Origin of the sequence: Amycolatopsis sp. QT-25 (assembly GCF_029369745.1) — a bacterium.
Classification (GTDB): Bacteria; Actinomycetota; Actinomycetes; order Mycobacteriales; family Pseudonocardiaceae; genus Amycolatopsis.
Map to the genome: position 1 here is coordinate 849,456 of NZ_CP120210.1, position 22,779 is coordinate 872,234.

At 69.3% G+C, this 22,779-nt stretch carries 21 protein-coding genes; 13 read left to right on the plus strand and 8 right to left on the minus strand.

What is annotated here, in order from left to right; all coding sequences use genetic code 11:
• Window positions 1-13: 13 nt before the first annotated feature.
• From P3102_RS04235 to P3102_RS04260, 6 genes are all read left to right on the plus strand, one after another.
• Window positions 14-1,894, plus strand: coding sequence for a methylmalonyl-CoA mutase family protein (locus P3102_RS04235; protein ID WP_276366679.1), 1,881 nt, complete (start codon window positions 14-16; stop codon window positions 1,892-1,894).
• On the plus strand, window positions 1,894-4,062 hold the full coding sequence (gene scpA / locus P3102_RS04240; protein WP_276366681.1) for a methylmalonyl-CoA mutase: 2,169 nt from the start codon (window positions 1,894-1,896) through the stop codon (window positions 4,060-4,062). The genes P3102_RS04235 and scpA overlap by 1 nt, the downstream gene beginning before the upstream one ends.
• A 3-nt stretch (window positions 4,063-4,065) precedes the next feature.
• Window positions 4,066-5,064 (plus strand): methylmalonyl Co-A mutase-associated GTPase MeaB, encoded by a 999-nt coding sequence (meaB, locus tag P3102_RS04245; protein ID WP_276366684.1) that lies wholly within the window; start codon window positions 4,066-4,068, stop codon window positions 5,062-5,064.
• 72 nt (window positions 5,065-5,136) lie between these two features.
• The gene (locus tag P3102_RS04250) at window positions 5,137-5,433 is read left to right on the plus strand and encodes a hypothetical protein (protein ID WP_276366685.1); all 297 of its coding nucleotides are present in this window, start codon (window positions 5,137-5,139) and stop codon (window positions 5,431-5,433) included.
• Window positions 5,434-5,671: 238 nt separating this feature from the next.
• Window positions 5,672-6,970: an amidohydrolase gene (locus P3102_RS04255; RefSeq protein WP_276366687.1), complete on the plus strand. Its 1,299-nt coding sequence runs from the start codon at window positions 5,672-5,674 to the stop codon at window positions 6,968-6,970.
• Window positions 6,971-7,463: 493 nt separating this feature from the next.
• Window positions 7,464-8,051 carry a DUF559 domain-containing protein gene (locus P3102_RS04260; RefSeq protein WP_276366688.1) on the plus strand — a complete coding sequence of 196 codons (588 nt, stop codon included), beginning with the start codon at window positions 7,464-7,466 and terminating at the stop codon, window positions 8,049-8,051.
• Window positions 8,052-8,114: 63 nt separating this feature from the next.
• Here P3102_RS04260 and P3102_RS04265 read toward each other — a convergent pair whose 3' ends face one another.
• A complete protein-coding gene (locus P3102_RS04265) occupies window positions 8,115-8,567 on the minus strand; it encodes a gamma-glutamylcyclotransferase (protein WP_276366689.1) in 453 nt (150 codons plus the stop codon).
• Between the two features lie 127 nt (window positions 8,568-8,694).
• Here P3102_RS04265 and P3102_RS04270 point away from each other — a divergent pair, with 127 nt between their 5' ends.
• The 4 genes from P3102_RS04270 (at window position 8,695) to P3102_RS04285 (ending at window position 11,976) form a co-directional block, all read left to right on the plus strand.
• Window positions 8,695-10,098, plus strand: coding sequence for an NAD(P)H-quinone dehydrogenase (locus P3102_RS04270; RefSeq protein ID WP_276366691.1), 1,404 nt, complete (start codon window positions 8,695-8,697; stop codon window positions 10,096-10,098).
• 107 nt (window positions 10,099-10,205) lie between these two features.
• Window positions 10,206-10,643, plus strand: a complete 438-nt coding sequence (locus P3102_RS04275; protein WP_276371616.1) for a hypothetical protein — start codon at window positions 10,206-10,208, stop codon at window positions 10,641-10,643.
• Between the two features lie 152 nt (window positions 10,644-10,795).
• On the plus strand, window positions 10,796-11,473 hold the full coding sequence (locus P3102_RS04280; protein WP_276366693.1) for a class F sortase: 678 nt from the start codon (window positions 10,796-10,798) through the stop codon (window positions 11,471-11,473).
• Window positions 11,474-11,478: 5 nt separating this feature from the next.
• Window positions 11,479-11,976 carry a hypothetical protein gene (locus P3102_RS04285; RefSeq protein ID WP_276366695.1) on the plus strand — a complete coding sequence of 166 codons (498 nt, stop codon included), beginning with the start codon at window positions 11,479-11,481 and terminating at the stop codon, window positions 11,974-11,976.
• A 273-nt stretch (window positions 11,977-12,249) separates the two neighbouring features.
• Here P3102_RS04285 and glpK read toward each other — a convergent pair whose 3' ends face one another.
• Entirely contained in the window at window positions 12,250-13,764 is a 1,515-nt protein-coding gene (glpK, locus tag P3102_RS04290; RefSeq protein ID WP_276366696.1) for a glycerol kinase GlpK, read from the minus strand.
• Window positions 13,765-13,777: 13 nt separating this feature from the next.
• Window positions 13,778-14,533: an MIP/aquaporin family protein gene (locus P3102_RS04295; RefSeq protein ID WP_276366698.1), complete on the minus strand. Its 756-nt coding sequence runs from the start codon at window positions 14,531-14,533 to the stop codon at window positions 13,778-13,780.
• Window positions 14,534-14,767: 234 nt separating this feature from the next.
• Between P3102_RS04295 and P3102_RS04300 the strand changes: the two genes are divergently transcribed.
• Window positions 14,768-16,507 (plus strand): glycerol-3-phosphate dehydrogenase/oxidase, encoded by a 1,740-nt coding sequence (locus P3102_RS04300; RefSeq protein WP_276366699.1) that lies wholly within the window; start codon window positions 14,768-14,770, stop codon window positions 16,505-16,507.
• A gap of 215 nt (window positions 16,508-16,722) precedes the next feature.
• Entirely contained in the window at window positions 16,723-18,186 is a 1,464-nt protein-coding gene (locus tag P3102_RS04305; protein WP_276366701.1) for an aldehyde dehydrogenase family protein, read from the plus strand.
• 87 nt (window positions 18,187-18,273) lie between these two features.
• Here P3102_RS04305 and P3102_RS04310 read toward each other — a convergent pair whose 3' ends face one another.
• The 5 genes from P3102_RS04310 to P3102_RS04330 all read right to left on the minus strand — a co-directional run bounded on the left by P3102_RS04310 (window position 18,274) and on the right by P3102_RS04330 (window position 21,980).
• Window positions 18,274-18,804, minus strand: a complete 531-nt coding sequence (locus tag P3102_RS04310; protein ID WP_276366703.1) for a GNAT family N-acetyltransferase — start codon at window positions 18,802-18,804, stop codon at window positions 18,274-18,276.
• Between the two features lie 21 nt (window positions 18,805-18,825).
• Window positions 18,826-19,200, minus strand: coding sequence for a DUF1707 domain-containing protein (locus tag P3102_RS04315; protein ID WP_276371618.1), 375 nt, complete (start codon window positions 19,198-19,200; stop codon window positions 18,826-18,828).
• 41 nt (window positions 19,201-19,241) lie between these two features.
• On the minus strand, window positions 19,242-19,706 hold the full coding sequence (locus P3102_RS04320) for a DUF1707 domain-containing protein (RefSeq protein ID WP_276366704.1): 465 nt from the start codon (window positions 19,704-19,706) through the stop codon (window positions 19,242-19,244).
• Window positions 19,707-19,751: 45 nt separating this feature from the next.
• A complete protein-coding gene (locus P3102_RS04325; protein WP_276366706.1) occupies window positions 19,752-21,545 on the minus strand; it encodes an acetyl/propionyl/methylcrotonyl-CoA carboxylase subunit alpha in 1,794 nt (597 codons plus the stop codon).
• 150 nt (window positions 21,546-21,695) lie between these two features.
• Window positions 21,696-21,980, minus strand: coding sequence for an SAV_915 family protein (locus P3102_RS04330; RefSeq protein WP_276366707.1), 285 nt, complete (start codon window positions 21,978-21,980; stop codon window positions 21,696-21,698).
• Between the two features lie 83 nt (window positions 21,981-22,063).
• Here P3102_RS04330 and P3102_RS04335 point away from each other — a divergent pair, with 83 nt between their 5' ends.
• Window positions 22,064-22,756: a hypothetical protein gene (locus P3102_RS04335; RefSeq protein ID WP_276371620.1), complete on the plus strand. Its 693-nt coding sequence runs from the start codon at window positions 22,064-22,066 to the stop codon at window positions 22,754-22,756.
• Window positions 22,757-22,779: the final 23 nt, after the last annotated feature.

The window sequence follows — 22,779 nt, forward strand, 5'->3', positions numbered from 1 at the left end:
AGCATCGATGGTTATGACGGAAGTGGCCGAGACGGAGTCAGTGCCGACCCGCGGCGAGCCCGACGCGCCCGAGGAGCTGAAGCTCGCCGCGGAGTTCCCGGAAGCGAGCCGGGACCAGTGGCGGGAACTCGTCGCCGGCGTGCTGCGCAAGAGCGGTGCCATCGACGAGTCCTTCGACGGCCCGCCCGAAAGCAAGCTCGTCACCCGGACGTACGACGGCCTGGAGATCCAGCCGCTCTACACCGCCGACGACGCCGTCGAGGGAACGGGTTTCCCCGGCCTTCCGCCGTTCGTGCGAAATGCGCGGCCCGAGGGTGCGGTGACGACCGGCTGGGACATCCGTGCCCGCTACGCGCGCCGTGACGCGAAGGCCACGAACACCGCGATCCTCGCCGATCTCGAAGGCGGCGTCAGCTCCCTCTGGCTGCGCGCCGGCGCCACCGGGGTCCCCGTCGCCGATCTGGGTGACGCACTGAACGAGGTCTACGTCGACCTCGCGCCCGTCACCCTCGACGCGGGCGAAGAGTACGAAGCCGCCGCGAACGAGTTGTTTGCCCTTTTCGCCGAACGGGAGATCCCGGCGAGCGCGGTCACCGCGACCCTCGGCGCCGACCCGATCGGGTCGGCCGCGCGCACCGGTTCGGCGCATCCGCTCGCCCCCGCCGCGGAACTGGCGGCGCGGGTCGCCGGCAGTCACCCGAAGGTGCGGACGATCGTCGCCGACGGGCTGCCCTTCCACGAGGCGGGCGGCTCCGACGCGCAGGAGCTCGGCGCGACCATCGCCGCGGGCGTCGCGTACCTGCGGGCGCTGACCGAAGCGGGGCTGGACGTCGACACCGCGGCCGGGCAGCTCGAATTCCGGCTCGCCGCCACCGCCGACCAATTCCTCACGATCGCCAAGTTCCGCGCCGCGCGCCGCCTCTGGGCCCGGGTCACCGAGGTCTCCGGCGGCAAGGGAGCGGGCATGCGGCAGCACGCGGTCACCTCGCCCGCGATGCTGACCCAGCGTGACCCGTGGGTGAACATGCTGCGCACCACGCTCGCCTGTTTCGGGGCCGGGGTCGGCGGCGCGGACGCGATCACCGTGCTCCCCTTCGACGCCGCGATCGGCCAGCCGGACGCGTTCTCCGCGCGGATCGCGCGCAACACGCACGCCGTCTTGCTGGAGGAAGCCAAACTGGCCGGGGTGATCGACCCGGCGGGCGGCTCCTGGTACGTCGAGAATCTCACCGAAGACCTGGCCAAGGCCGCGTGGCGCGAGTTCACCGCCATCGAGGCGGCAGGTGCTATCGAGGCCGAACTGGCCTCGGGTGCGCTCGCCGCGCGGCTCGCGGAAACCTGGGAGAAACGGTCCAAGCGGCTCGCGACCCGGCGCGATCCGATCACCGGCGTCAGCGAATTCCCCAACCTGACTGAGAAAACCGTCGTCCGTGATGTCGTCGAAGACCTGCCGGGCGGCGGCCTGCCGAGGCACCGGTACGCCGAGGCGTTCGAAGCCCTGCGGGACCGGGCGGACGCGCATCCGAGCCGTCCCCGCGTCTTCCTCGCCACGCTCGGCCCGGTCGCGGCGCACACCGCGCGGGCGAGCTTCGCGGCGAACCTGTTCCAAGCGGGCGGGATCGAGGCCGTGAACCCCGGCGCCCCCAAGGACATCGACGGCGTCATCGCGGAATTCCGGGCCAGCGGAACGAAGATGGCCTGTCTCTGCGGTAGCGACACTTCCTACGCGGAGGAAGCCGACAGCGTCGCGAAGGCGTTGAAGGAGGCGGGCGCCACGTCGGTGCTTCTCGCCGGTAAACCCGGCGATCACGCGGACGTCTCGGGCTACCTCTTCACCGGTTGCGACGCCCTGGAAATCCTGACCGGCACGTTGAACGAGCTCGGAGTGCAGTGATGACCATCCCGAACTTCGCCGGCATCGAGCTCGGCACCCCCGACCCCGTCGACCGTCCTCAATGGACCGAAGCGTTGCACGCCGCCACCGGCAAGGGCCCCGACGCACTCGCGTGGGAGACGCCGGAAGGCATCGGCGTCAAACCGGTCCACACCGCCGACGATCTGTCCGGAGTGGACTTCCTCGGCACCTATCCGGGCATCGCGCCGTATCTGCGCGGCCCGTACCCGACGATGTACGTCAACCAGCCGTGGACCATCCGTCAGTACGCGGGTTTTTCCACCGCCGAGGAATCGAACGCCTTCTACCGCCGGAATCTCGCGGCCGGGCAGAAGGGCCTTTCGGTCGCCTTCGACCTCGCGACGCACCGCGGCTACGACTCCGACCACCCGCGCGTCGCCGGTGACGTCGGCATGGCGGGCGTCGCGATCGACTCGATCTACGACATGCGCCAGCTCTTCGACGGCATCCCGCTCGACAGGATGAGCGTCTCGATGACCATGAACGGCGCCGTCCTGCCGGTGCTGGCGCTGTACGTGGTCGCGGCCGAGGAACAGGGTGTCACGCCGGACAAACTGGCCGGGACCATCCAGAACGACATCCTCAAGGAGTTCATGGTCCGCAACACCTACATCTACCCGCCGCAGCCGTCGATGCGGATCATCTCGGACATCTTCTCGTTCACCTCGCGGAACATGCCGAAGTACAACTCGATCTCCATCTCCGGGTACCACATGCAGGAGGCCGGGGCGACCGCCGATCTGGAGCTGGCGTACACGCTCGCGGACGGCGTCGAGTACCTCCGCTCCGGCGTCGAAGCCGGGCTGGACGTCGACAAGTTCGCGCCGCGCCTGTCCTTCTTCTGGGCGATCGGGATGAACTTCTTCATGGAGGTCGCGAAGCTCCGCGCGGCGCGGCTCCTGTGGGCCAAGCTGGTGAAGGGCTTCGAGCCCAAGAGTTCCAAGTCCTTGAGCCTGCGGACCCACTCGCAGACCTCCGGCTGGTCCCTGACCGCGCAGGACGTCTACAACAACGTCGTCCGCACCTGTGTCGAGGCGATGGCCGCGACCCAGGGACACACGCAGTCGTTGCACACCAACGCCCTCGACGAGGCGCTCGCCCTGCCGACCGACTTCTCCGCCCGTATCGCGCGGAACACGCAGTTGCTGTTGCAGCAGGAATCCGGCACCACGCGCGTCATCGACCCGTGGGGTGGCAGCGCGTTCGTCGAGAAGCTGACCTACGACCTCGCGAGCAAGGCGTGGGGCCACATCACCGAGGTCGAACAGGCGGGCGGGATGGCGAAGGCGATCGACGCCGGCATCCCCAAGCTGCGTATCGAAGAGGCCGCGGCGCGGACGCAGGCGCGGATCGACTCCGGCCGCCAGCCCGTGATCGGCGTGAACAAATACCAGGTCGGCGACGACGAGCAGATCGACGTGCTCAAGGTCGACAACGCCGGGGTGCGCGCGCAGCAGTTGGAGAAACTGCGGCGGCTGCGCGAGGAACGGGACGAGGACGCCACGCAGGACGCGCTGCGGCGGCTCACCGCCGGCGCCCAGGCCGACGGCAACCTGCTCGCGCTCGCGATCGACGCCGCCAGGGCGAAGGCCACGGTCGGCGAGATCTCCGACTCGCTGGAGCGGATCTGGGGGCGGCACTCCGGCCAGATTCGTACCATCTCCGGTGTGTACCGCGAGGAAGTCGGCAAGGCCGAGAACGTCGAGCAGGCGCGTGAACTCGTCGAGGTTTTCGCCCGGGAAGAGGGGCGCCGTCCCCGGATCCTGGTCGCGAAGATGGGCCAAGACGGCCACGACCGCGGTCAGAAGGTGATCGCGACCGGCTTCGCCGACATCGGTTTCGACGTCGACGTCGGCCCGTTGTTCTCCACCCCGGGCGAGGTCGCGCGGCAGGCGATCGAAGCGGACGTGCACGTCATCGGCGTCTCGTCGCTGGCGGCCGGGCACCTTTCGCTGGTCCCCGCGTTGCGCGCCGAACTCGCCGAACAGGGCCGCGAAGACATCATCGTCGTGGTCGGCGGCGTCATCCCGCCGCAGGACTACGAGGAGCTGCGCGCGGCGGGCGCGGCGGCGATCTTCGGCCCCGGCACGGTGATCGCCGAAGCGGCGATCGACCTCATCGGACAGCTGACCGCCCAGGAGTCCTGAACCTTGCCGCGCAGGATCGACGTCGGGGCACTGGTCGAGGGGGTCCTCGCAGGCGACCGCGGCCTGCTGTCGCGGGCGATCACGCTCGTCGAGTCGAACCGCGAGGATCACCGGGCACAGGCACAGGAGCTGCTGGTCGAACTGCTCCCGCACGCGGGCGGCGCACGGCGCGTCGGCATCACCGGCGTCCCCGGTGTCGGCAAGTCGACTTTCATCGACCAGCTCGGTACGGATCTCACCGAGGCCGGGCACAAGGTCGCCGTGCTGGCCGTCGACCCGTCGTCGACGCGGACCGGCGGGTCGATCCTGGGTGACAAGACCAGGATGGCGCGGCTCGCGGTGGACCCGAAGGCGTTCATCCGCCCTTCGCCGACTTCGGGCACGCTCGGCGGTGTCGCGCGGGCGACCCGCGAAACGATCGTGCTGATGGAAGCGGCCGGGTACGACATCGTGCTCGTCGAGACCGTCGGCGTCGGGCAGTCCGAAGTGACCGTGGCGAACATGGTCGACTGCTTCCTGTTCCTGACCCTCGCCCGCACCGGCGACCAGTTGCAGGGCATCAAGAAGGGCGTTCTCGAACTGGCCGACGTCATCGCGGTCAACAAGGCCGACGGCGACCACGAACGGGACGCGAAACGCGCGGCCCGCGAACTGGCCGGTGCCCTGCGGATGATCTACGGGCGGGACGCCGAATGGACCCCGCCGGTGCTGACCTGCAGCGCGCTCACCGACGTCGGACTGGACGAGGTGTGGGCCGAGATCGGCCGTCACCGTGCCGTGCTGGCCGCGTCGGGGGAACTGGACGCCCGGCGACGGCGGCAGCAGGTGGAGTGGACCTGGTCGATGGTCCGCGAACAACTGCTCGGCAGGCTCGCCGCGCATCCGGACGTGCGAGCGGCCGTCCCGGACGTCGAACGGGCGGTCCGTGACGGTGAACTGACCCCGACGCTGGCCGCGCAACGGATTCTGGAGGCGTTCTCCGGTCCTCCGCGTGGCGGCTGACGCGGGAACCCGGCAGAGTGCAGAATCGGATCCGCGCTCTGTCGACGAACCGAGCGCCGACGAAAGGGAGTCATGCCGAAAAGGTCTCGTCTCGGGCGGCTTGCCGGACTCGCCGCCGCCGGGCTGGTCGTCTGCGCGCCGGTCGCGCAGGCCAAGGAGATCCAGGCGCCCGCGCCGGTGATCGCGCAGGCGGCGGTGCACGAGGTGCCGCGCCAGGCGCCCCCGGGACCGGTGCTCGACCCCGCCGAGACCGACAAGGCCAACAGCCAGGAGACCAAGAACAAGATCATCGCGGGTGTCGTCGCGGCCGTCTTGCTGGGCCTGGTGATCCTCGGCCGTCGCGCCCGTTCCAAGAAGAAGAAGTCCTGAGCCGCGACCGGTAAGTAGAAGGACTCTCCGCTTAGCCCGGACCGAATTCCCGACGCCGTTCAACGCAGATCCACTACCGGCCATCTCCGGCTCGATCACTCGACGAGCGGCTTGTCATCTGCATGGTGCACGATCTATCGCAAATGCGTATCACAGATCGAACGGCACCCAGCGTGCCTTCCGCGACCACTCGTACGGTGGTAGACGAAGGTGACTGTGTCGCGGGAGGAGGTGCGGCGTGACGGTGCTCGATTCACGTCCGGACATTCCAGGCGACCCCGAGGGTCGCGTCGTTGCCCCTATAGAGGCGTCCACCGCGCTGATCCCCGAGGCCGGCATCAGCATGGCATCTGTGCATGACCTTGGTGCCGGACGCGGTCCTTTCTGGCTCGACGACTGGCTCCGCGCGAACGCCACCGACGTTCTCGCGTGGCGCCGGCACATCCACGCGCACCCGGAGCTTTCCCGCCACGAGTTCGCCACGACCGAAATGGTCGTGTCCCTGCTCCGCGCGGTCGGGCTCAAGCCGTGGGTGCTGCCCACGGGCACCGGCGTCGTCTGCGACATCGGCAGCGGGGACCGCTGCGTCGCCCTGCGCGCCGACATGGACGCCCTGCCGCTGACCGAGGCCACCGGCCTCCCGTACGCCTCCAAGACCGAAGGCGCCGCGCACATGTGCGGGCACGACGCGCACACCGCGATCCTGCTGGGCGCGGCGCGGGCGCTGGCGGGCGCGCCGGAGCTGCCGGGCCGCGTGCGGCTGATCTTCCAGGCCGCCGAGGAGGTCATGCCCGGTGGCGCGCTGGACATGATCGCCGCCGGCGCGATGGACGGTGTCGAGCGGATCTACGGGCTGCACTGCGACCCGCAGCTCGAGGTCGGCAAGGTCGGGCTGCGCGAAGGTGCGCTGACCTCCGCCGCCGACCTCATCGAGCTGCGGCTCACCTCGCCGGGTGGGCACACCTCGCGGCCGCATCTGACCGCGGACCTGGTGCACGCGCTGGGCACCGTGATCACGTCGCTGCCCGCGGTCCTTTCGCGGCGCGTCGACCCGCGCTCCGGGACCGTGCTGGTCTGGGGCGCGGTGCACGCCGGGCAGGCCGCCAACGCGGTCCCGCAGGACGGGGTGCTGCGCGGCACGCTCCGTACGGCCGACCACGACGTCTGGACGATGCTGGAGCCGCTCGTCGCGTCTTCGGTGGAGTCGCTGCTCGCGCCGACCGGCGTCGGGTTCTCCCTCGACTACCGCCGCGGCGTGCCGCCGGTCGTCTCCGACCCGGAGTCGCACGCGCTGATGCGTGCCGGTGTCGAAGCCGCGTTGGGCGAGGCCGCCGTGGCCGGCACCGAGCAATCGTCCGGTGGCGAGGACTTCGGATGGTATCTGGAGCACGTCCAGGGCGCCTTCGCGCGCCTCGGCGTCTGGTCCGGCGAAGGCCCGATGGCCGACATCCACCGCCCGACCTTCACCCTCGACGAGCGTTCGCTCCTGTGCGGTGTCCGCACCCTGGTCCACACGGCCCTGGCCACCCTCGCTTGAGTTACGGCTTCGATCACGCGAGTTACGGCTTCGATCACGCGAGTTACGTCTCTGCGCACGGGTGTTCGGTCCTATCGATCCCGAACACCCGTGCACAAAGTTGTCCACAACCTGGGCGAGTTATCCACAGCCCAGGAAACGCCCCTTCCCAAGATCGATCCGGTCGCCGATTCTCGAAGATGTGATCAATTGGGGAGGACGACAGGGGGCGGTCTCGCGTAGCGAGGCCGACAAGATCTTGGGGCGGCGAGTCGTCGTCGAAGGGCTGGCGCGTGGTGTGCTGGCTCAGCCATGGCGAGGCGTGGTCGTCCACGCGGCGGATCTGCTCAGCTTGCCGTGCCTGGCACAGGCGGCACTGCTCGCGGTTGGCCCACCAGCAGTGCTTTCCGGCGTGACTTCTCTTGCCCTGCATGGGATTTCGGCTGCCGACAGTACTGTCGTCCACCTGACCGTTCCTTACTCGAGACGGGTCCAATCGAGGTCTGGGCTGGTCGTGCACAGGGCGGAATTCCATCCGGCCGATGTACTCGAACTGGACGGACTTCCCGTGTTCCCGTTGAACCGCGCGCTGGCCGACCACCTCTGCGACGGCGACAAGCGAACAGCGTTCGCCGCGCTCGAAGAGGCGCTGCACAACCTCGCACCGGAACACCGGGGAGTCCTGCACGGCAACGTCCGGGATCGCATTCTCGACCGCCGCGACCGACGAGGTATCCACAGGGCACAGATGCTGCTCGCGCTCGCTACGGGCGAGGCCGAATCGCCGCCGGAGAGCATTCTTCGCTTGATCGTCGTGGAGGCCGGGCTGCCGGTACCGGTCGCACAGTACGAGGTCGCCACCATCGACGGGCGGAAGCTGTACGTGCTCGACCTCGCGTGGCCCGAAGCGCGTATCGCCCTGGAATACGACGGCTACGCCGCACACGAGGGCAGGCAGGGCCATGACGCGGAGCGGGACGCCAGGATGGCGGCGCGCGGGTGGATCACGATCCGCGCGACGGCGCCCGATCTGCGGGATCCACGACGGTTGCTGGCGGAATTATGCGGAGCGTTCGAGCGTCGTACGGCGCGACTCGCGTGATGGGAGATGCGACTCACGTGATTAAAGGCGCGATTCGCGTGATTGAAGGCGTAACTCGCGGGATCAGCCGCTGATGCCTTGGCAGGGGCGGGTGCGGAGCGCGTCGACGTAGTCGGCGGGGGCGCCCGCGGCTTCGGCGGCGTCGGCCAGCACGCCGAGATAGCGGGCTGAAGGGAGACCGCCCTCGTAGGCGTCCAGGACGTACAGCCACGCCAGGACGGAGCCGTCCATGGTCTGCACGCGGAGCCGGATCTTGGAGTGGATGCCCAGCTCGCCGCCTTCCCAGCGGTCGAGGCCGTCTTCGTCCAGCGGCGTGACGTCGTACAGCACCACGAAGACCCGGGAGCCGGGGTCTTCGACGATGGTCGCCAGCGCGCCTTCCCAGCCGAGGTCCTCGCCGCCGAAGGTCAACCTCCAGCCCTCCAGCCAGCCGGTGCCGGCCATGGGCGAGTGCGGAGCGCGCTCCAGCATCTGGGCGGGCTCCATATTGGATCCATACGCGGCATACAACGGCACGGGCACAGCCTAGCGACCCGGCGGTCACCCGGCTGGACGCACATGCCGTGTCCGGCCACTCAATCCGACCAGCGGTCGCCCGCGTACGGTAAACGCAGTCACAGACACCGCAGCGAGGAGGAGACCGGTGACCAAGATCGTGATCATGGGCGGAGGCCCCGCCGGTTACGAAGCGGCACTGGTCGCGGCCCAGCACGGAGCCGACGTCACCGTCGTCGAACGGGACGGCCTCGGCGGCGCGTGCGTGCTCTACGACTGCGTCCCGTCGAAGACGTTCATCGCCTCCTCCGGCGCGCTCGCGAACATGCACGACCTCCGTGAGCTCGGCATCAACACCGACATGGCCGACACCAGTGTCGACCTGCCGACCGTCCACGGCCGGGTGAAGGGCCTCGCGCTCGCGCAGTCCGCCGACATCCGCGCGCGCGTCCAGCGTGAGGGTGTCCGCGTCGTCATCGGACAGGCCCGCTTCGACGACGACGAGGCCGGGCTCGCGGCGCACAAGGTCGCCGTCACCGCCCCCGACGGCTCGACCGAGGTGCTCGACGCCGACGTCGTCCTCATCTCGACCGGCGCCACCCCGCGGGTGCTGCCCGGCGCGGTGCCGGACGGCGAGCGCATCCTCGACTGGCGCCAGCTCTACGACCTGCGCGAGCTGCCCGAGCACCTGGCCGTCATCGGTTCGGGTGTCACCGGCGCCGAATTCGCCTCCGCCTACACCGAGATGGGCGTCAAGGTCACCGTCGTGTCCAGTCGCGACCGCGTGCTCCCGCACGAGGACGCCGACGCCGCCGCCGTGCTCGAAGAGGTCTTCTCGCAGCGCGGCACCACGGTCGTCAAGCAGGCCCGCGCCGACAAGGTCGTGCGCACCGCAAAGGGCGTCGAGATCCACCTCTCCGACGGCCGCGTGATCGAAGCCAGCCACGCGCTGATGACCGTCGGTTCGGTGCCCAACACCGCCGACATCGGCCTGGAGAAGGTCGGCATCGAGCCCGGCCCCGGCGGCTTCATCGGTGTCGACCGCGTTTCGCGCACCAGCGCGCCCGGGATCTACGCCGCCGGCGACTGCACCGGGGTGCTCATGCTCGCTTCCGTGGCCAGCATGCAGGGCCGTATCGCCATGTGGCACGCGCTCGGCGAGGGGGTCGCGCCGATCAAGCTCAAGACCGTCGCCGCCAACGTGTTCACCCACCCCGAGATCGCGACCGTCGGCATCAGCCAGCAGGCGATCGATTCGGGTGAGGTGCCCGCCCGCACCATCATGCTCCCGCTCGCGACGAACGCCCGCGCGAAGATGGAAGGCCTGCGACGCGGTTTCGTGAAGCTGTTCTGCCGCCCCGCCACCGGCGTGGTCGTCGGTGGGGTGGTCGTGGCGCCGACGGCGAGCGAACTCATCCTTCCCATCGCGCTCGCCGTCCAGAACCAGCTCACAGTGGAACATCTGGCACTGACATTTTCGGTGTACCCGTCGCTGTCGGGGTCGATCACCGAGGCGGGCCGCCAGCTCATGCGGCACGACGACTTGGACTGATCTCCGCCGTCGAAGCAACCCTTGGCGGGATGTCCGCGTCCAGCGCGTGTCGGTGTTTCGTTGACGGCTAGGGGTTTTTCGTGGTTCGCAGGGTGCTCGCCGGAGTGATGGCGATCGGGGCGGTGGTGCTGGCGGGGCCGGCGACCGGGTTCGCTCAACAACCCCGGCCCGAGCCCGGTGGGGTCACGGTGCAGCTCAACGACGACACGGCCTACGAACTCGGACTCGTCGGCAAGTACGTGCACGGCGACTTCAACGTGGCGCTGGCCCAATGCCCCGGCGACGGACTGAAGGCGCCGAAGTCGACGACGTTCTCTTCGCCGGTGTTGAGCATCGGGAAGTACGACTACGGCCCGCTCATCGGCGTCCCGGCGAACATCAGTGCCGAGGTCACCCTCAAGGAGGGCACCGCTCCGGGCAGCTACCCGCTGACCGTCAACTGCAACGGAAAGTCCTATACGGCAACGTTTTCCGTTCCTCCCCGGCAGGTGAACGCGGTGCCCGCCGGTGCCGCTCACGCCGGTGACGGCAGCATGTCGTCCTGATCCTCCTCATCGCGATGATTTCGTGACCTGGGCGGGCAACCGTTCGGCCGCGCCTGGCGTCTGGCAGTCGTGGGGGTGAACGACGAACCGGTCCCGGTCTGGGGGCCGGGACCGGTTCCGTCGCTCCCGCGCCGCTTCCGTGAGGGGTGCACATGAAGTCGACGTGGTGGCGAGGACGACAGGCGCCGTTGGTGCTCGCGACCGTCCTGCCGGCCGTCTTGGCGACGCTGGCGATCGTCCTGTCCAGACCGGGGGAGACCGGGCAGGCCGCTCCGCCGCAGGTCACGGAGCAGGCCGGAACCTCGAAGGCGTCGCCGAGCGCCGCGCCGGAGCCGGAGCAGGAGCCCGCGAGCGAGTCCGTCACCGAGGGGCTGCCGAAGGCCGATCCGCTCTCGATCGACGTACCGAAGATCGAGGCGAAGTCCAGTCTGGTCCCCCTGGGGCTCAACGCGGACAACACCGTCGAGGTCCCGCCGATCACCCGGCCGATGCAGGCGGGCTGGTACGTGCACGGGCCGACTCCGGGGGAGGTCGGGCCCTCGGTGATCCTCGGGCACGTGGACGGGAACAAGCAGAAGGGCATTTTCTTCCGGCTGAAGGAACTGGCGCCCGGCGACAAGGTCTCGATCGTCCGGAAGGACGGCGAGAAGGCCGAGTTCGCGGTCACGAAGGTCGAGCGAGTGGCGAAGGACAGGTTCCCCACCGACGCGGTCTACGGCGACACCACCGAGCCGGAGTTGCGGCTCATCACCTGCGGCGGGGTCTTCGACAAGGCGTCGCACAACTATCTCGACAACATCATCGTTTTCGCCCGGTTGATCGCGAGGTGACTCCCATGATCAGGTCCGCCTTGGTGGTGGCGTGCGGCGTGGCCTTGGCCGCCCCGGCCGTCACGTACGCACAGGACACCCCGACCTTCACCCCGCCACCGATGCAGTACCCGTTCGTCGCCGTCTCCCCGTCGAAGTCGACGGCGGGGGAGGACGTCCTGGTCTCGGTCGGCTGCGCGAAGGACGACTTCGGCGAGGTGAAGTCGATGGTGCTGGACCGGATCGGGACCTTCGAAATGACCTCGGAGGATCCGATGATCCTCGGTGCCGTGGCGCATGTCAGCGCCAAGGCGAAGCCGGGCTTCTACGCGGTCAAGGCGACCTGCAAGACGGCGACGGTGACGATCAACCTCGAAGTCGCGCCGGTCAACACTCCGGCGGTGTCCCCGTCTCCGTCGGCCAAGCCACCGAAGGCGGCGCCACCGAAGGCGGTGCCCGCGCCGGGGCGTCAGGTTTCGAAGATCCCGGTGGGCGCGCCGCAGACCGGCGGCGATGGGACGTGACTGGCCGGGACGGTCGGCGCCAACGGTGTCTCAGGTACGTACTGCCGGTGCGCGGGGTGGCGGGCTCGCGTGTTCGAAGGGACGACACGCGTGACTGGATGGACGACACGCGGCGGAATCCTGGCGAAGCCGGTCGAGAGGGGAAGATCCAAGACGGCGCACGACCCGGATCATCCCCCTCGCCTTCATCACCGCTCCAGTGCGACACCGGTGGCAGTGGCAGGCGAATAGCGGTCCATCGGAACCGTCCCTGCCACTCACCAGCCCTCGGGGTCAGCTTTCGTCGTCGACCCAGTCGAAGGTCTTCGTGACGGCCTTCTTCCAGTTGCGGTACTCGGATTCGCGGCGGGCCTCGGCCATCGACGGGTCCCACTGCTTGTCCTGCGCCCAGTTGGTGCGGATGTCGTCTTCACCCTCCCAGAAGCCCACCGCGAGACCGGCCGCGTAGGCAGCGCCGAGCGCGGTGGTCTCGTTGACCACCGGGCGGATCACCGGCACGCCGAGGATGTCGGCCTGGAACTGCATCAGCAGTTCGTTGACGACCATGCCGCCGTCGACCTTCAGCGACTTGAGCGGGACACCGGAGTCGGCGTTCATCGCGTCGATGACCTCGCGCGACTGGAACGCTGTCGCCTCCAGGACCGCCCGCGAGATGTGGCCCTTGTTGACGAACCGGGTGAGCCCGACGATCGCGCCGCGGGCGTCGGAGCGCCAGTACGGTGCGAAGAGGCCCGAGAACGCCGGCACGAAGTACGCGCCACCGTTGTCCTCCACGGTGCGGGCGTACTGCTCGACTTCGGCCGCGGAGCCGATCAGACCGAGGTTGTCCCGCAGCCACTGCACGAGCGAACCGGTGACCGCGATCGATCCTTCGAGCGCGTACACCGTGTCCTTCGAGCCGATCTTGTAGCAGACCGTGGTGAGCAGCCCGTTGTCCGACATGACCTTCTCGGTGCCCGTGTTGAGCAGCATGAAGTTGCCGGTGCCGTAGGTGTTCTTCGCTTCACCCGGCGAAAGGCAGGCCTGCCCGAAGGTCGCCGCCTGCTGGTCGCCGAGGATGCCCGAGATCGGGACCCCGGCCAGCGCGCCCTTCTCGCGGACCTTGCCGTAGGTCTCCGAGGACGACCGGATCTCCGGGAGCATCGACAGCGGGATCGTCATCTCTTCGGCGATCTCGGCGTCCCAGGTCAGCGTGTCGAGGTCCATCAGCATGGTGCGCGACGCGTTGGTCGGGTCGGTGACGTGCACGCCACCGTCGACCCCGCCGGTCATGTTCCACAGCACCCACGTGTCCATGTTGCCGAAGACGAGGTCACCGGCCTCGGCCTTCGCGCGGGCGCCGTCGACGTTGTCGAGGATCCACTTGATCTTCGGTCCGGAGAAGTAGGTCGCCAGCGGCAGGCCCACCTTCGCGCGGTACCGCTCCTGTCCGCCGCCCAGCGCCCCCAGGTCGCTGACGATCTTGTCCGTGCGGGTGTCCTGCCACACGATGGCGTTGTACACCGGCTTGCCGGTGGTGCGGTCCCAGACCAGCGTGGTCTCACGCTGGTTGGTGATGCCGACCGCGACGATGTCGCCCGCGACCAGGTCGCCCTTGGCCAGCGCGCCCGCGGCGACGGCCCGTGTGTTCTCCCAGATCTCTTCGGCGTTGTGCTCGACCCAGCCCGCCTTCGGGAAGATCTGCTCGTGTTCGCGCTGGTCGACGGCGACCACCCGGCCGGAGTGGTCGAAGATCATGCAGCGGGTCGACGTGGTGCCCTGGTCGATCGCGGCTACGTACGAAGTCATCGAAGCTCCAGTCTCAGGTCAGGTTGTGGACGGCGAGGAAGAGGAGGGCGGCCAGGGCGCTGCCGACCAGCGGGCCGGCGACCGGGATCCAGGAATAACCCCAGTTCGGGTTGGCCTTGTTCTTGATCGGCAGCAGGAACGCGTACGCGATGCGGGGGCCGAGGTCCCGTGCCGGGTTGATGGCGTAACCGGTCGGGCCACCGAGGGACTGGCCGATGACCAGCACGACGAACGCCACACCCGCGTAGCCGAGCGCGGAGTTGCCGAAGTTCGGGGTGCCGCCTTCGCCCGTGGCGTTGGCGTAAACCGGGCTGAGCAGGATCCACGCGACCAGTACGAAGGTGCCGATGATCTCGGTGACGAGGTTCCAAGCCTTGTTCGGGATCTGCGGCGCGGTGGAAAAGATGCCGAGCGTCTCGTCGCCTCGCGGATGGTCGTCGAACTGGAGCTTGTAGGCGGCCCAGCAGAGCACGGCGCCGAGGATCGCGCCGATCAGCTGCCCGGCGAAATAGATCGGGACGTCCGCCCACTTCGTCTTGTCCGCGATGGCGAGGCCCAGCGTCACCGCGGGGTTGAGGTGCGCGCCGCTCGGCGCGGCGATGCTGGCACCGGCGAAGACCGCGAACGCCCACCCGAGGGTGATCATCACGATGCCCCCGTCGTGACCGTTGTTCTTGCGCAACACGTGGTTGGCGACCACGCCGTTGCCCAACAGGATCAGGACCGCCGTTCCCAGCAGCTCCCAGACGAAGATGGCTCCCGCACTCACCGCTAGACCTCCACTTTGGACATTCCGCGCAGGGTCGATCACGGTGTGCTACGGCGCCCTTGCCGACCCACGTCCGTGGCACGTTACCGTCGCGTATTTGTTCCTTCCAGGCATCGGGAGAATCAATCCTTCCAAGATCGACGAGGGTTACGCCACACGTGTCACCCGCATAACGGACCGGTCGCGGCCGATCGTGCGATGCTGGAGTCACAGCGGCACAAGGAGGAATGTCACGTGGCAAGCTCTCAGCGCGAAGCCGAAAACAGCCCCGCCAGGCTGGGACCGCTCAAGCGGGAAGAGTCTTGGCAGCGGCTGGGTGGGGACAAGTTCGACCTCGTCGTCATCGGCGGCGGAGTGGTCGGGGCGGGCACGGCGCTCGACGCCGCCACCCGCGGCCTGCGGGTCGCCCTCGTCGAAGCGCGCGACCTCGCGTCGGGGACGTCGAGCCGGTCCAGCAAGCTCTTCCACGGCGGGCTCCGGTACCTCGAACAGCTGGAATTCGGTCTGGTGCGGGAAGCCCTGCGCGAACGCGAGCTGATGCTGACGACGATCGCCCCGCATCTGGTGAAACCGGTCAGTTTCCTGTACCCGCTGACCCACCGGATCTGGGAGCGTCCGTACACCGCGGCCGGGCTGCTGATGTACGACACGATGGGTGGCGCGCGGTCGGTCCCCGGCCAGAAGCATCTCAGCCGCGCGGGCGCGCTGCGGATGGTTCCCGCGCTGAAGCGGTCCGCGTTGATCGGCGGGATCCGTTACTACGACGCGCAATCCGACGACGCGCGGCATACGATGACGGTCGCCCGCACCGCCGCGCACTACGGCGCCGTGGTGCGCACCTCCACCCAGGTGGCCGGTTTCCTCCGCGAGGCAGACCGTGTTTCCGGTGTCCGCGTGCGCGACGTCGAGGACGGCCGCGAGACCGAGGTCCACGCCTCCGCGGTGATCAACTGCACCGGCGTCTGGACCGACGAACTGCAGCGCCTTTCCGGTGGCCGCGGCCGGTTCCGCGTGCGGGCGAGCAAGGGTGTGCACATCGTCGTCCCGCGCGACCGGATCGTCTCGGAATCGGGCATGATCCTGCGCACCGAGAAATCCGTGCTGTTCGTCATCCCGTGGCGCAACCACTGGATCGTCGGGACCACCGACACCGACTGGAACCTCGACCTCGCGCATCCCGCCGCGACGAAGCACGACATCGACTACCTCCTCGAACACGTCAACACCGTGCTCGCGACCCCGCTGACGCACGACGACATCGAAGGCGTCTACGCGGGCCTTCGGCCTTTGCTGGCCGGGGAGAGCGAAGAGACGTCGAAGCTTTCGCGGGAGCACGCGGTCGCCAGGGTCGCGCCGGGACTGGTCGCGATCGCGGGTGGCAAGTACACGACGTACCGGGTGATGGCGGCCGACGCCGTCGACGCCGCGGCTGTCGACCTTCCCGGCAGGCCGCAGCCGTCCATCACGGACAAGGTGCCGCTGCTGGGCGCCGACGGGTACCACGCGCTGGTGAACCAGGCCGACCAGCTGGCGAGCGAGCACGGGCTGCACCCGTACCGCGTCCGGCATCTGCTCGACCGCTACGGCTCGATGGTGCACGAGGTCCTCGCGCTCGGCGAAGGACGGCCGGAGCTGTTGAAGCCGCTGGAGCACGCTCCGGACTACCTCGGCGTCGAGGTCGTCTACGCGGCCAGCCACGAGGGCGCGCTTCACCTGGAAGACGTGCTCGCGCGCCGGACGCGGATCTCGATCGAGTACGCGCACCGCGGTGTCGACTGCGCGGCACAGGTCGCCGCGCTGGTGGGTGAGGTGCTCGGCTGGTCGAAGGACGAAGAGAAGCGTGAGGTCGAGGTGTACCAGGCGCGGGTCGAGGCGGAACGGGAGTCCCAGTCGCAGCCGAGCGACGAGGCCGCCGACGCGTTGCGTTCGGCCGCGCCGGAAGCACGGTCCGGGATCATCGGACCGGTGAGTTGATCCCCGCTGCCGAATGGTGTGCCACGCGCGCAGAGATCGTTGCCTGATCGGGTGAATCTGGCATAGCGTCGGCCGTCCGAGCCCGCGCGGTCGAAGGCCCCGCTATCGCGGTGGCGGGCCCTTCACCGCGAACGGGAGAAGTTCGATCAGCGCCCTGCCGACGTCGATGGCGGCTGCGGGCTCCCTGATCGGACACCGATGCGGAAGGCGGCCTTGTGGTGTTTCTCGACTCGTCGACGTGGACGGACCGGATCTTCGCCGGCGGTTCCTGGGTGCCCGGTTCCGGTGGCACCCGTGACGTGACGGAGCCCGCGACCGGTGCGGTGCTGGGAAGCGTGGGCATCGCCTCGGCCGGGGACGCCGCGGAAGCGGCGGAAACCGCGGCCGAGGCGCAGCGGGCGTGGGCGGCGACACCGCACGTCCGGCGTGCCGCCGTCCTGCGCGAGGCCGCGCGATCGTGGTCCGAGTACGCCGACGAGATCCGCTGGTGGAACGTCCGTGAGGTCGGCGCCGTGCCCGGAGTCGCGGGTTTTTCCCTGCACGTCGCCGAGCAGGAGTGCTACGAGGCGGCGGCCCTGCCCGGCCGCCCGTACGGCGAACTCCTGCCGAGCGAAGAACCGCGGCTTTCGATGGCGCGCCGGGTCCCGGCCGGTGTCGTCGCGGTGATCTCGCCGTTCAACATGCCGATCATCCTGGGCATCCGTTCGGTCGCCCCGGCGCTGGCGCTGGGGAACGCGGTCATCCTCAAGCCGGATCCGCGTACCGCCGTCACCGGTGGCGTGGTCTTGGCACGGATCTTCGAGGAAGCCGGTCTGCCTCCGGGTGTGCTGCAGATGCTGCCCGGCGGCGCGGACGTCGGCGAGACACTGGTGACGCATCCGGCGGTCCGCGTCATCTCGTTCACCGGGTCGACCGGCGCCGGGCGCAAGGTCGGCGAACTCGCCGGAAAGCACCTGAAGCGGGCGCATCTGGAACTGGGCGGGAACTCCGCGCTCATCGTGCTCGACGACGCGGACGTCGACGAAGCCGCCGGAGTCGCCGCGTTCGGCTCCTTCTTCCACCAGGGCCAGATCTGCATGACCACCGGACGGCACCTGGTGCACGAGCGGCTCTACGACGACTTCGTCGAGCGGCTGGCGGCGAAGGCGGCCGCGTTGCGGGTGGGCGACCCGGCGCGGGACGAGGTCGCGCTCGGGCCGATCATCGACGCCGGGCAGCGGGACAAGATCCACGAGCTGGTGACGGCCAGTGTCGCGGCGGGGGCGCGGGTCGCCGCCGGCGCCGAATACGACCGGCTGTTCTACTCCGCGACGGTGCTCGCCGACGTGCCGGCGACGGCGCCCGCGGTCGCCGAGGAGATCTTCGGCCCGGTCGCGCCGGTCGTGCGGTTCTCCGACGCGGAGGAGGCCATCCGCCTCGCCACGGCGAGCGAATACGGGCTCTCGCTGGGGATCGTCACCCGCGATGTCCTCAAAGGACTGGAGCTGGCCGACCGCGTCCCGACCGGGATCGTGCACATCAACGACCAGACCGTCAGCGACGAGGCGAACAGTCCCTTCGGTGGCGTCGCCGCTTCGGGTACCGGAAGCCGTTTCGGCGGCGCGGCGGCGAACATCGAGGCCTTCACCGAGACCCGCTGGGTCACCGTCCGCAACCCCCCACCCACCTACCCGTTCTGACCCTTCGCAATTCGTCACCTACTTGCCCTCGGTCGAGCTCCGGCGCCGGTAAGCGGCCAGGCAATTAGGTGACGAATTGCGAGGGGGTCAGGCGGTGCGGCGCCAGCGGATGAGGCGTTCCCCGGTCGGGGCCGGTTCCAGTTCGGGCCCGACCAGGGTGAACCCGCATTTGCGGGCGACCGAGGCGGAGACCTCGTTCGTCTCCTCGTAGCGGTAGCTGACCTCGCGCAGGCCGAGTCCGCCGAATCCGAAGCGCAGGGCCGCGTTGAGCGCGGTGCTCGCGACGCCTTTGCCCCTGGACGCCGCACGCACCCAGACCGACGCCTCCGCGTACCCGGTGTCGAAGTCGAGATCCCGCAGGCCGACCTCGCCCAGCAACTCCCCGGTCGTCGGCTCGGCCACCGCCCAGGAGCAACGTTCGTCACCGGCCCACTGGGCCGCGCGCAGCGCGACGTACTCGGTCGCCTCGTCCAGATCCCGTAAACGATAGTTCAGGACGTACTTGCGATGCGTCGGGTCGGCGAAGGCCGCGACCAGCGCCGGACGGTCGTCGAGGGCCTTGTCCGCCCGCAGCTGCCGCAGGTAGTACTCGCCCGCGTTGATCTCCACCGGTTCCACTCTTCGAGGGTAACCGGCCTCTCAGCGACGGCGACTCATGATCAGCGCGACGGCCAGTGGCAGCAAGAAGACCAGGAACGTCCCCCGGGTGAAGAAGAACAGCGCGATCGCCACCGCCGCCGCGATCGGCACGGCGCCGGCCGCCAGCCATTTCGACGGCGGGGCGTCGTTCTTCGCGGACGCCTGCGCCACACCGGGCATCGGTGGCAGGGGGAGCAGCGCGGCGGGCCGGGGCGAGGGCAGATCCGTGAACAGCGGTTCCAGATCGCTCACCATACGCGCGGCACTGACCTTCGCTGACCGCGAACCGAACTCGTCGAGGTCGAGTCTGCCGGTGCGGACATGCTCTTCCAGCGCTTCGAGCGCGTCTTGGCGTTCGGCGTCGCTCAGCCGCATGTCCGGTCTCTCGGCACTCACGTCCCGAGTCTACGGGCGATTCAACGGTCCAGTTCCCGCCGACGTTGTTTCCCGAGCTTCTTGTGCGCGTTCTCCCAGCCCTTGCCCCAGATGCCTTCGCCGACGGCGCTGATCCCGATCGGGACGAGGATGAACCACCAGGTGACCCCGGTGGTGACGATGAGCACGATGGAGGCGATGAAGAGGATCGGCAGGAGCGCGCCCATGATCCGTTGCATCGGAGGGACGTCCGCCCACGACGACGCCGGTTTCCCCGGCTCGCTCACGGCCGGCTTGGGCGCGTCGGAGAGCGGATGTGGTCCGGGCAGGTCCGCGAAGATCCCGGTCAGGTCGCCGCGTGTCTTGGCGGCGGTGACCTGGGCGGACCGCTCCCCGAACTCGTCGAGGTCGATCCGGCCCACGCTCAAGTGCTCGCCGAGCGCTGCCAGCGCGGACTCACGATCCTGATCACTGATCCGCAGCCGCGGTGACGGAACCTCGCTCACCCTTGCGATGGTAGGCCGGGCGAGGCCCGCCGACCATGACAATCGTCAGTCTTTGAGCTCGAACAGCTGGGTCCCCTGGGTGACCGCCGCGCCGACCTCGATCGAAAGCCCGGTCACGGTGCCCGCTTTGTGCGCGGTGACCGGGTTCTCCATCTTCATCGCTTCGAGCACGACGACCAGCTCGCCCGCTTCGACCCGCTGGCCCTCTTCGACGGCGATCTTGACGATGGTGCCCTGCATCGGCGCGGTGACCGCGTCGCCGCTCACCGCGGCCCTGGTGCCGCCCGCGCGCTTGCGCGGTTTGGCCTTGACGGCCGTCCCGCCACCGCCACCGGCGTCGAGCGAGAAGCCGCCGGGAAGCGACACTTCGAGGCGGCGGCCGCCGACCTCGACGACGACGTTCTGGCGGGGCTGCTCTTCCTCGGCCTCAGTGGCTTCCGGGGCCACGAACGGCTCGATCCGATTGTCGAACTCGGTCTCGATCCAGCGGGTGTGCACGCTGAAACCGTTCTCGTCGCCGACGAAGGCCGGGTCGGTCACGATCACCCGGTGGAACGGCAGGACCGTCGCCATCCCGTCGGCGACCATCTCGGCCAGCGCGCGGCGGCTGCGCTCGAGCGCGTTCTGCCGGTCCGAGCCGGTGACGATGAGCTTCGCGAGCATCGAGTCGAACTGACCGCCGATGACGCTGCCGGATTCGACGCCCGAGTCGACCCGGACCCCCGGACCGCTGGGCGCGACGAACTTCGTCACGGTGCCGGGCGCGGGCAGGAAGCCGCGGCCGGCGTCCTCGCCGTTGATGCGGAATTCGATCGAGTGGCCGCGCGGCTCCGGGTCCTCGGTGATGCGCAGCTTCTCGCCGCGCGCGATGCGGAACATCTCGCGCACGAGGTCGAGGCCCGTGGTCTCCTCGGACACCGGGTGCTCGACCTGGAGCCGTGTGTTGACCTCGAGGAACGAGATCGTGCCGTCGACCGCGACGAGGTACTCGACGGTCCCGGCGCCGTAGTAACCGGCTTCCTTGCAGATCGCCTTCGCGGACTCGTGGATGCGCTTGCGCTGATCGTCGGTCAGGTACGGGGCGGGCGCCTCTTCGACCAGCTTCTGGTGCCGGCGCTGCAACGAGCAGTCGCGGGTGCCGACGACGATGGCGTTGCCGTGCTGGTCGGCGAGGACCTGGGCCTCGACGTGGCGCGGTTTGTCCAGGTAGCGCTCGACGAAGCATTCGCCGCGGCCGAAGGCGGAGATCGCCTCCCGCGTCGCGGATTCGAAGAGCTCCGGGATCTCCTCCCGGGTGCGGGCGACCTTCAGCCCGCGACCGCCGCCGCCGAACGCCGCCTTGATCGCGACGGGCAGGCCGTGCTCGTCGGCGAAGGCGATGATCTCGTCGGCGTTGGCGACGGGGTCCTTCGTCCCGGGCACGAGCGGAGCTCCGGCGCGCAGCGCGATGTGCCGCGCGGTGACCTTGTCGCCGAGGTCGCGGATGGCCTGCGGGCTCGGGCCGATCCAGGTCAGGCCCGCGTCGATCACCGCCTGGGCGAAGTCCGCGTTCTCGGAAAGGAACCCGTAGCCGGGATGGACGGAGTCCGCGCCCGACCGCTTGGCGGTGTCGAGCAGCTTGTCGAAGACGAGGTAGCTCTCGGCGGCGGTGGTGCCGCCGAGGGCGAAGGCCTCGTCGGCGAGACGGACATGGGGTGCGTCACGATCCGGATCGGCGTAGACGGCCACGCTGGTCAGCCCGGCGTCCTTCGCCGCCCTGATCACCCGTACCGCGATCTCCCCGCGGTTCGCGATCAGGATCTTGGTCACCGGACCACCTGTGCCGGCCTGCTCGGTCACGCCGTACCTCCTGCGTTCGCACGTCGGGCCGCCCCGATGCGGCTCCGCAGCAGTTTAGAAGAAATTCCCGCCCGGATTAGTGAGAGCAAGGCCACCCAGTGCCCTCTGTTCTACACCAGTGGTGCCGGGTCTCAGTTCTTCTATCAGGCCTTACACCAGCGCTTCACGGTGCCGCAATTCTTCCGGGAGGTCGGAATCGAGCACGATCAGGTCGTACGGCTGGGCCTGGTGGACCCGCCCGAGGTGCTCGGACTTGACCAGCGCCCACGGCTGATGCGGGCCGCAGCACTCGACCAGGCGCTGCACGGTGCTGAAGGCGATCAAGGCCATCCGGCCGTCCTTGGTCGCGCGAAGCTCGATCTCCGCGCTCGTGAAGTCCTTCGGCTTCTTCGCCGTGGGAAGGAACAGGACGTTGGGCAGTCCGGGATTCGTCACGGGAACAACATAGCCGTGCACTCTGCGCCAGATCACTTACGCTCTCGGATATGCGGACTCAGGAAGCGCGGGCGCCGCGATCCGTGCTGCTCACCGCGCTGCTGGCGGCGGTGGTGACGGCGGGCGTCATCGTGGCCGTGATCCTGCTCCGCCCGGCCGCGCCGGTGCCCGCCGGAGACCCCGGCGTGCCTCCCGTTTCCGACAACGCCCCGACCACGCCCGGGATCGGCTGCGGCGACTCGGCCTGCCGGGAGATCGGCGCGATGACCGTCGGCGGGCTGCCCGTCGTGCTGCTGGCCGACGACGCGGGGAAGCAGGGCGTGGTCCGGATCGGGGCGGACACGGTGTACCCGCTGATCCTCAACGACATGGGGGTCACCCTCAAGGGCGATTCTTTGCGCTGTGTCGACGGCGCGACGCCGGTCTGTCTGGTGCGCGGCGAAGTGAACGGCGGCTCGGCGGGCGAATTGTTCGTCGCGCGCGGCGGGATCTGGCGGGACACGGGGAAGCCGTACTTCTCCGACGCCGGGACGGTCACGCTGGACGACGTCACCGTCGACGGGATCGCGGACGTGATCGTCGTACGGCACGAATGCCCCGGCGCGCAGTCCGGCTCGGCCCGATGCCAGGCGGCGCCGGTGCTCGCCGAGGTCTACGACGTCGCCCGCGGTTCGGTGAGCTGCACGCGGCGGTACACCGCGCCCTCGGCGCTGAGGGGCTGGCCGGAGGTCCGGCTCACGAAGGCGGACCTGCGGGCTTGCCCCGAAAAGGAGTAAGGGACCTTTGCTCTCGCCCGTCG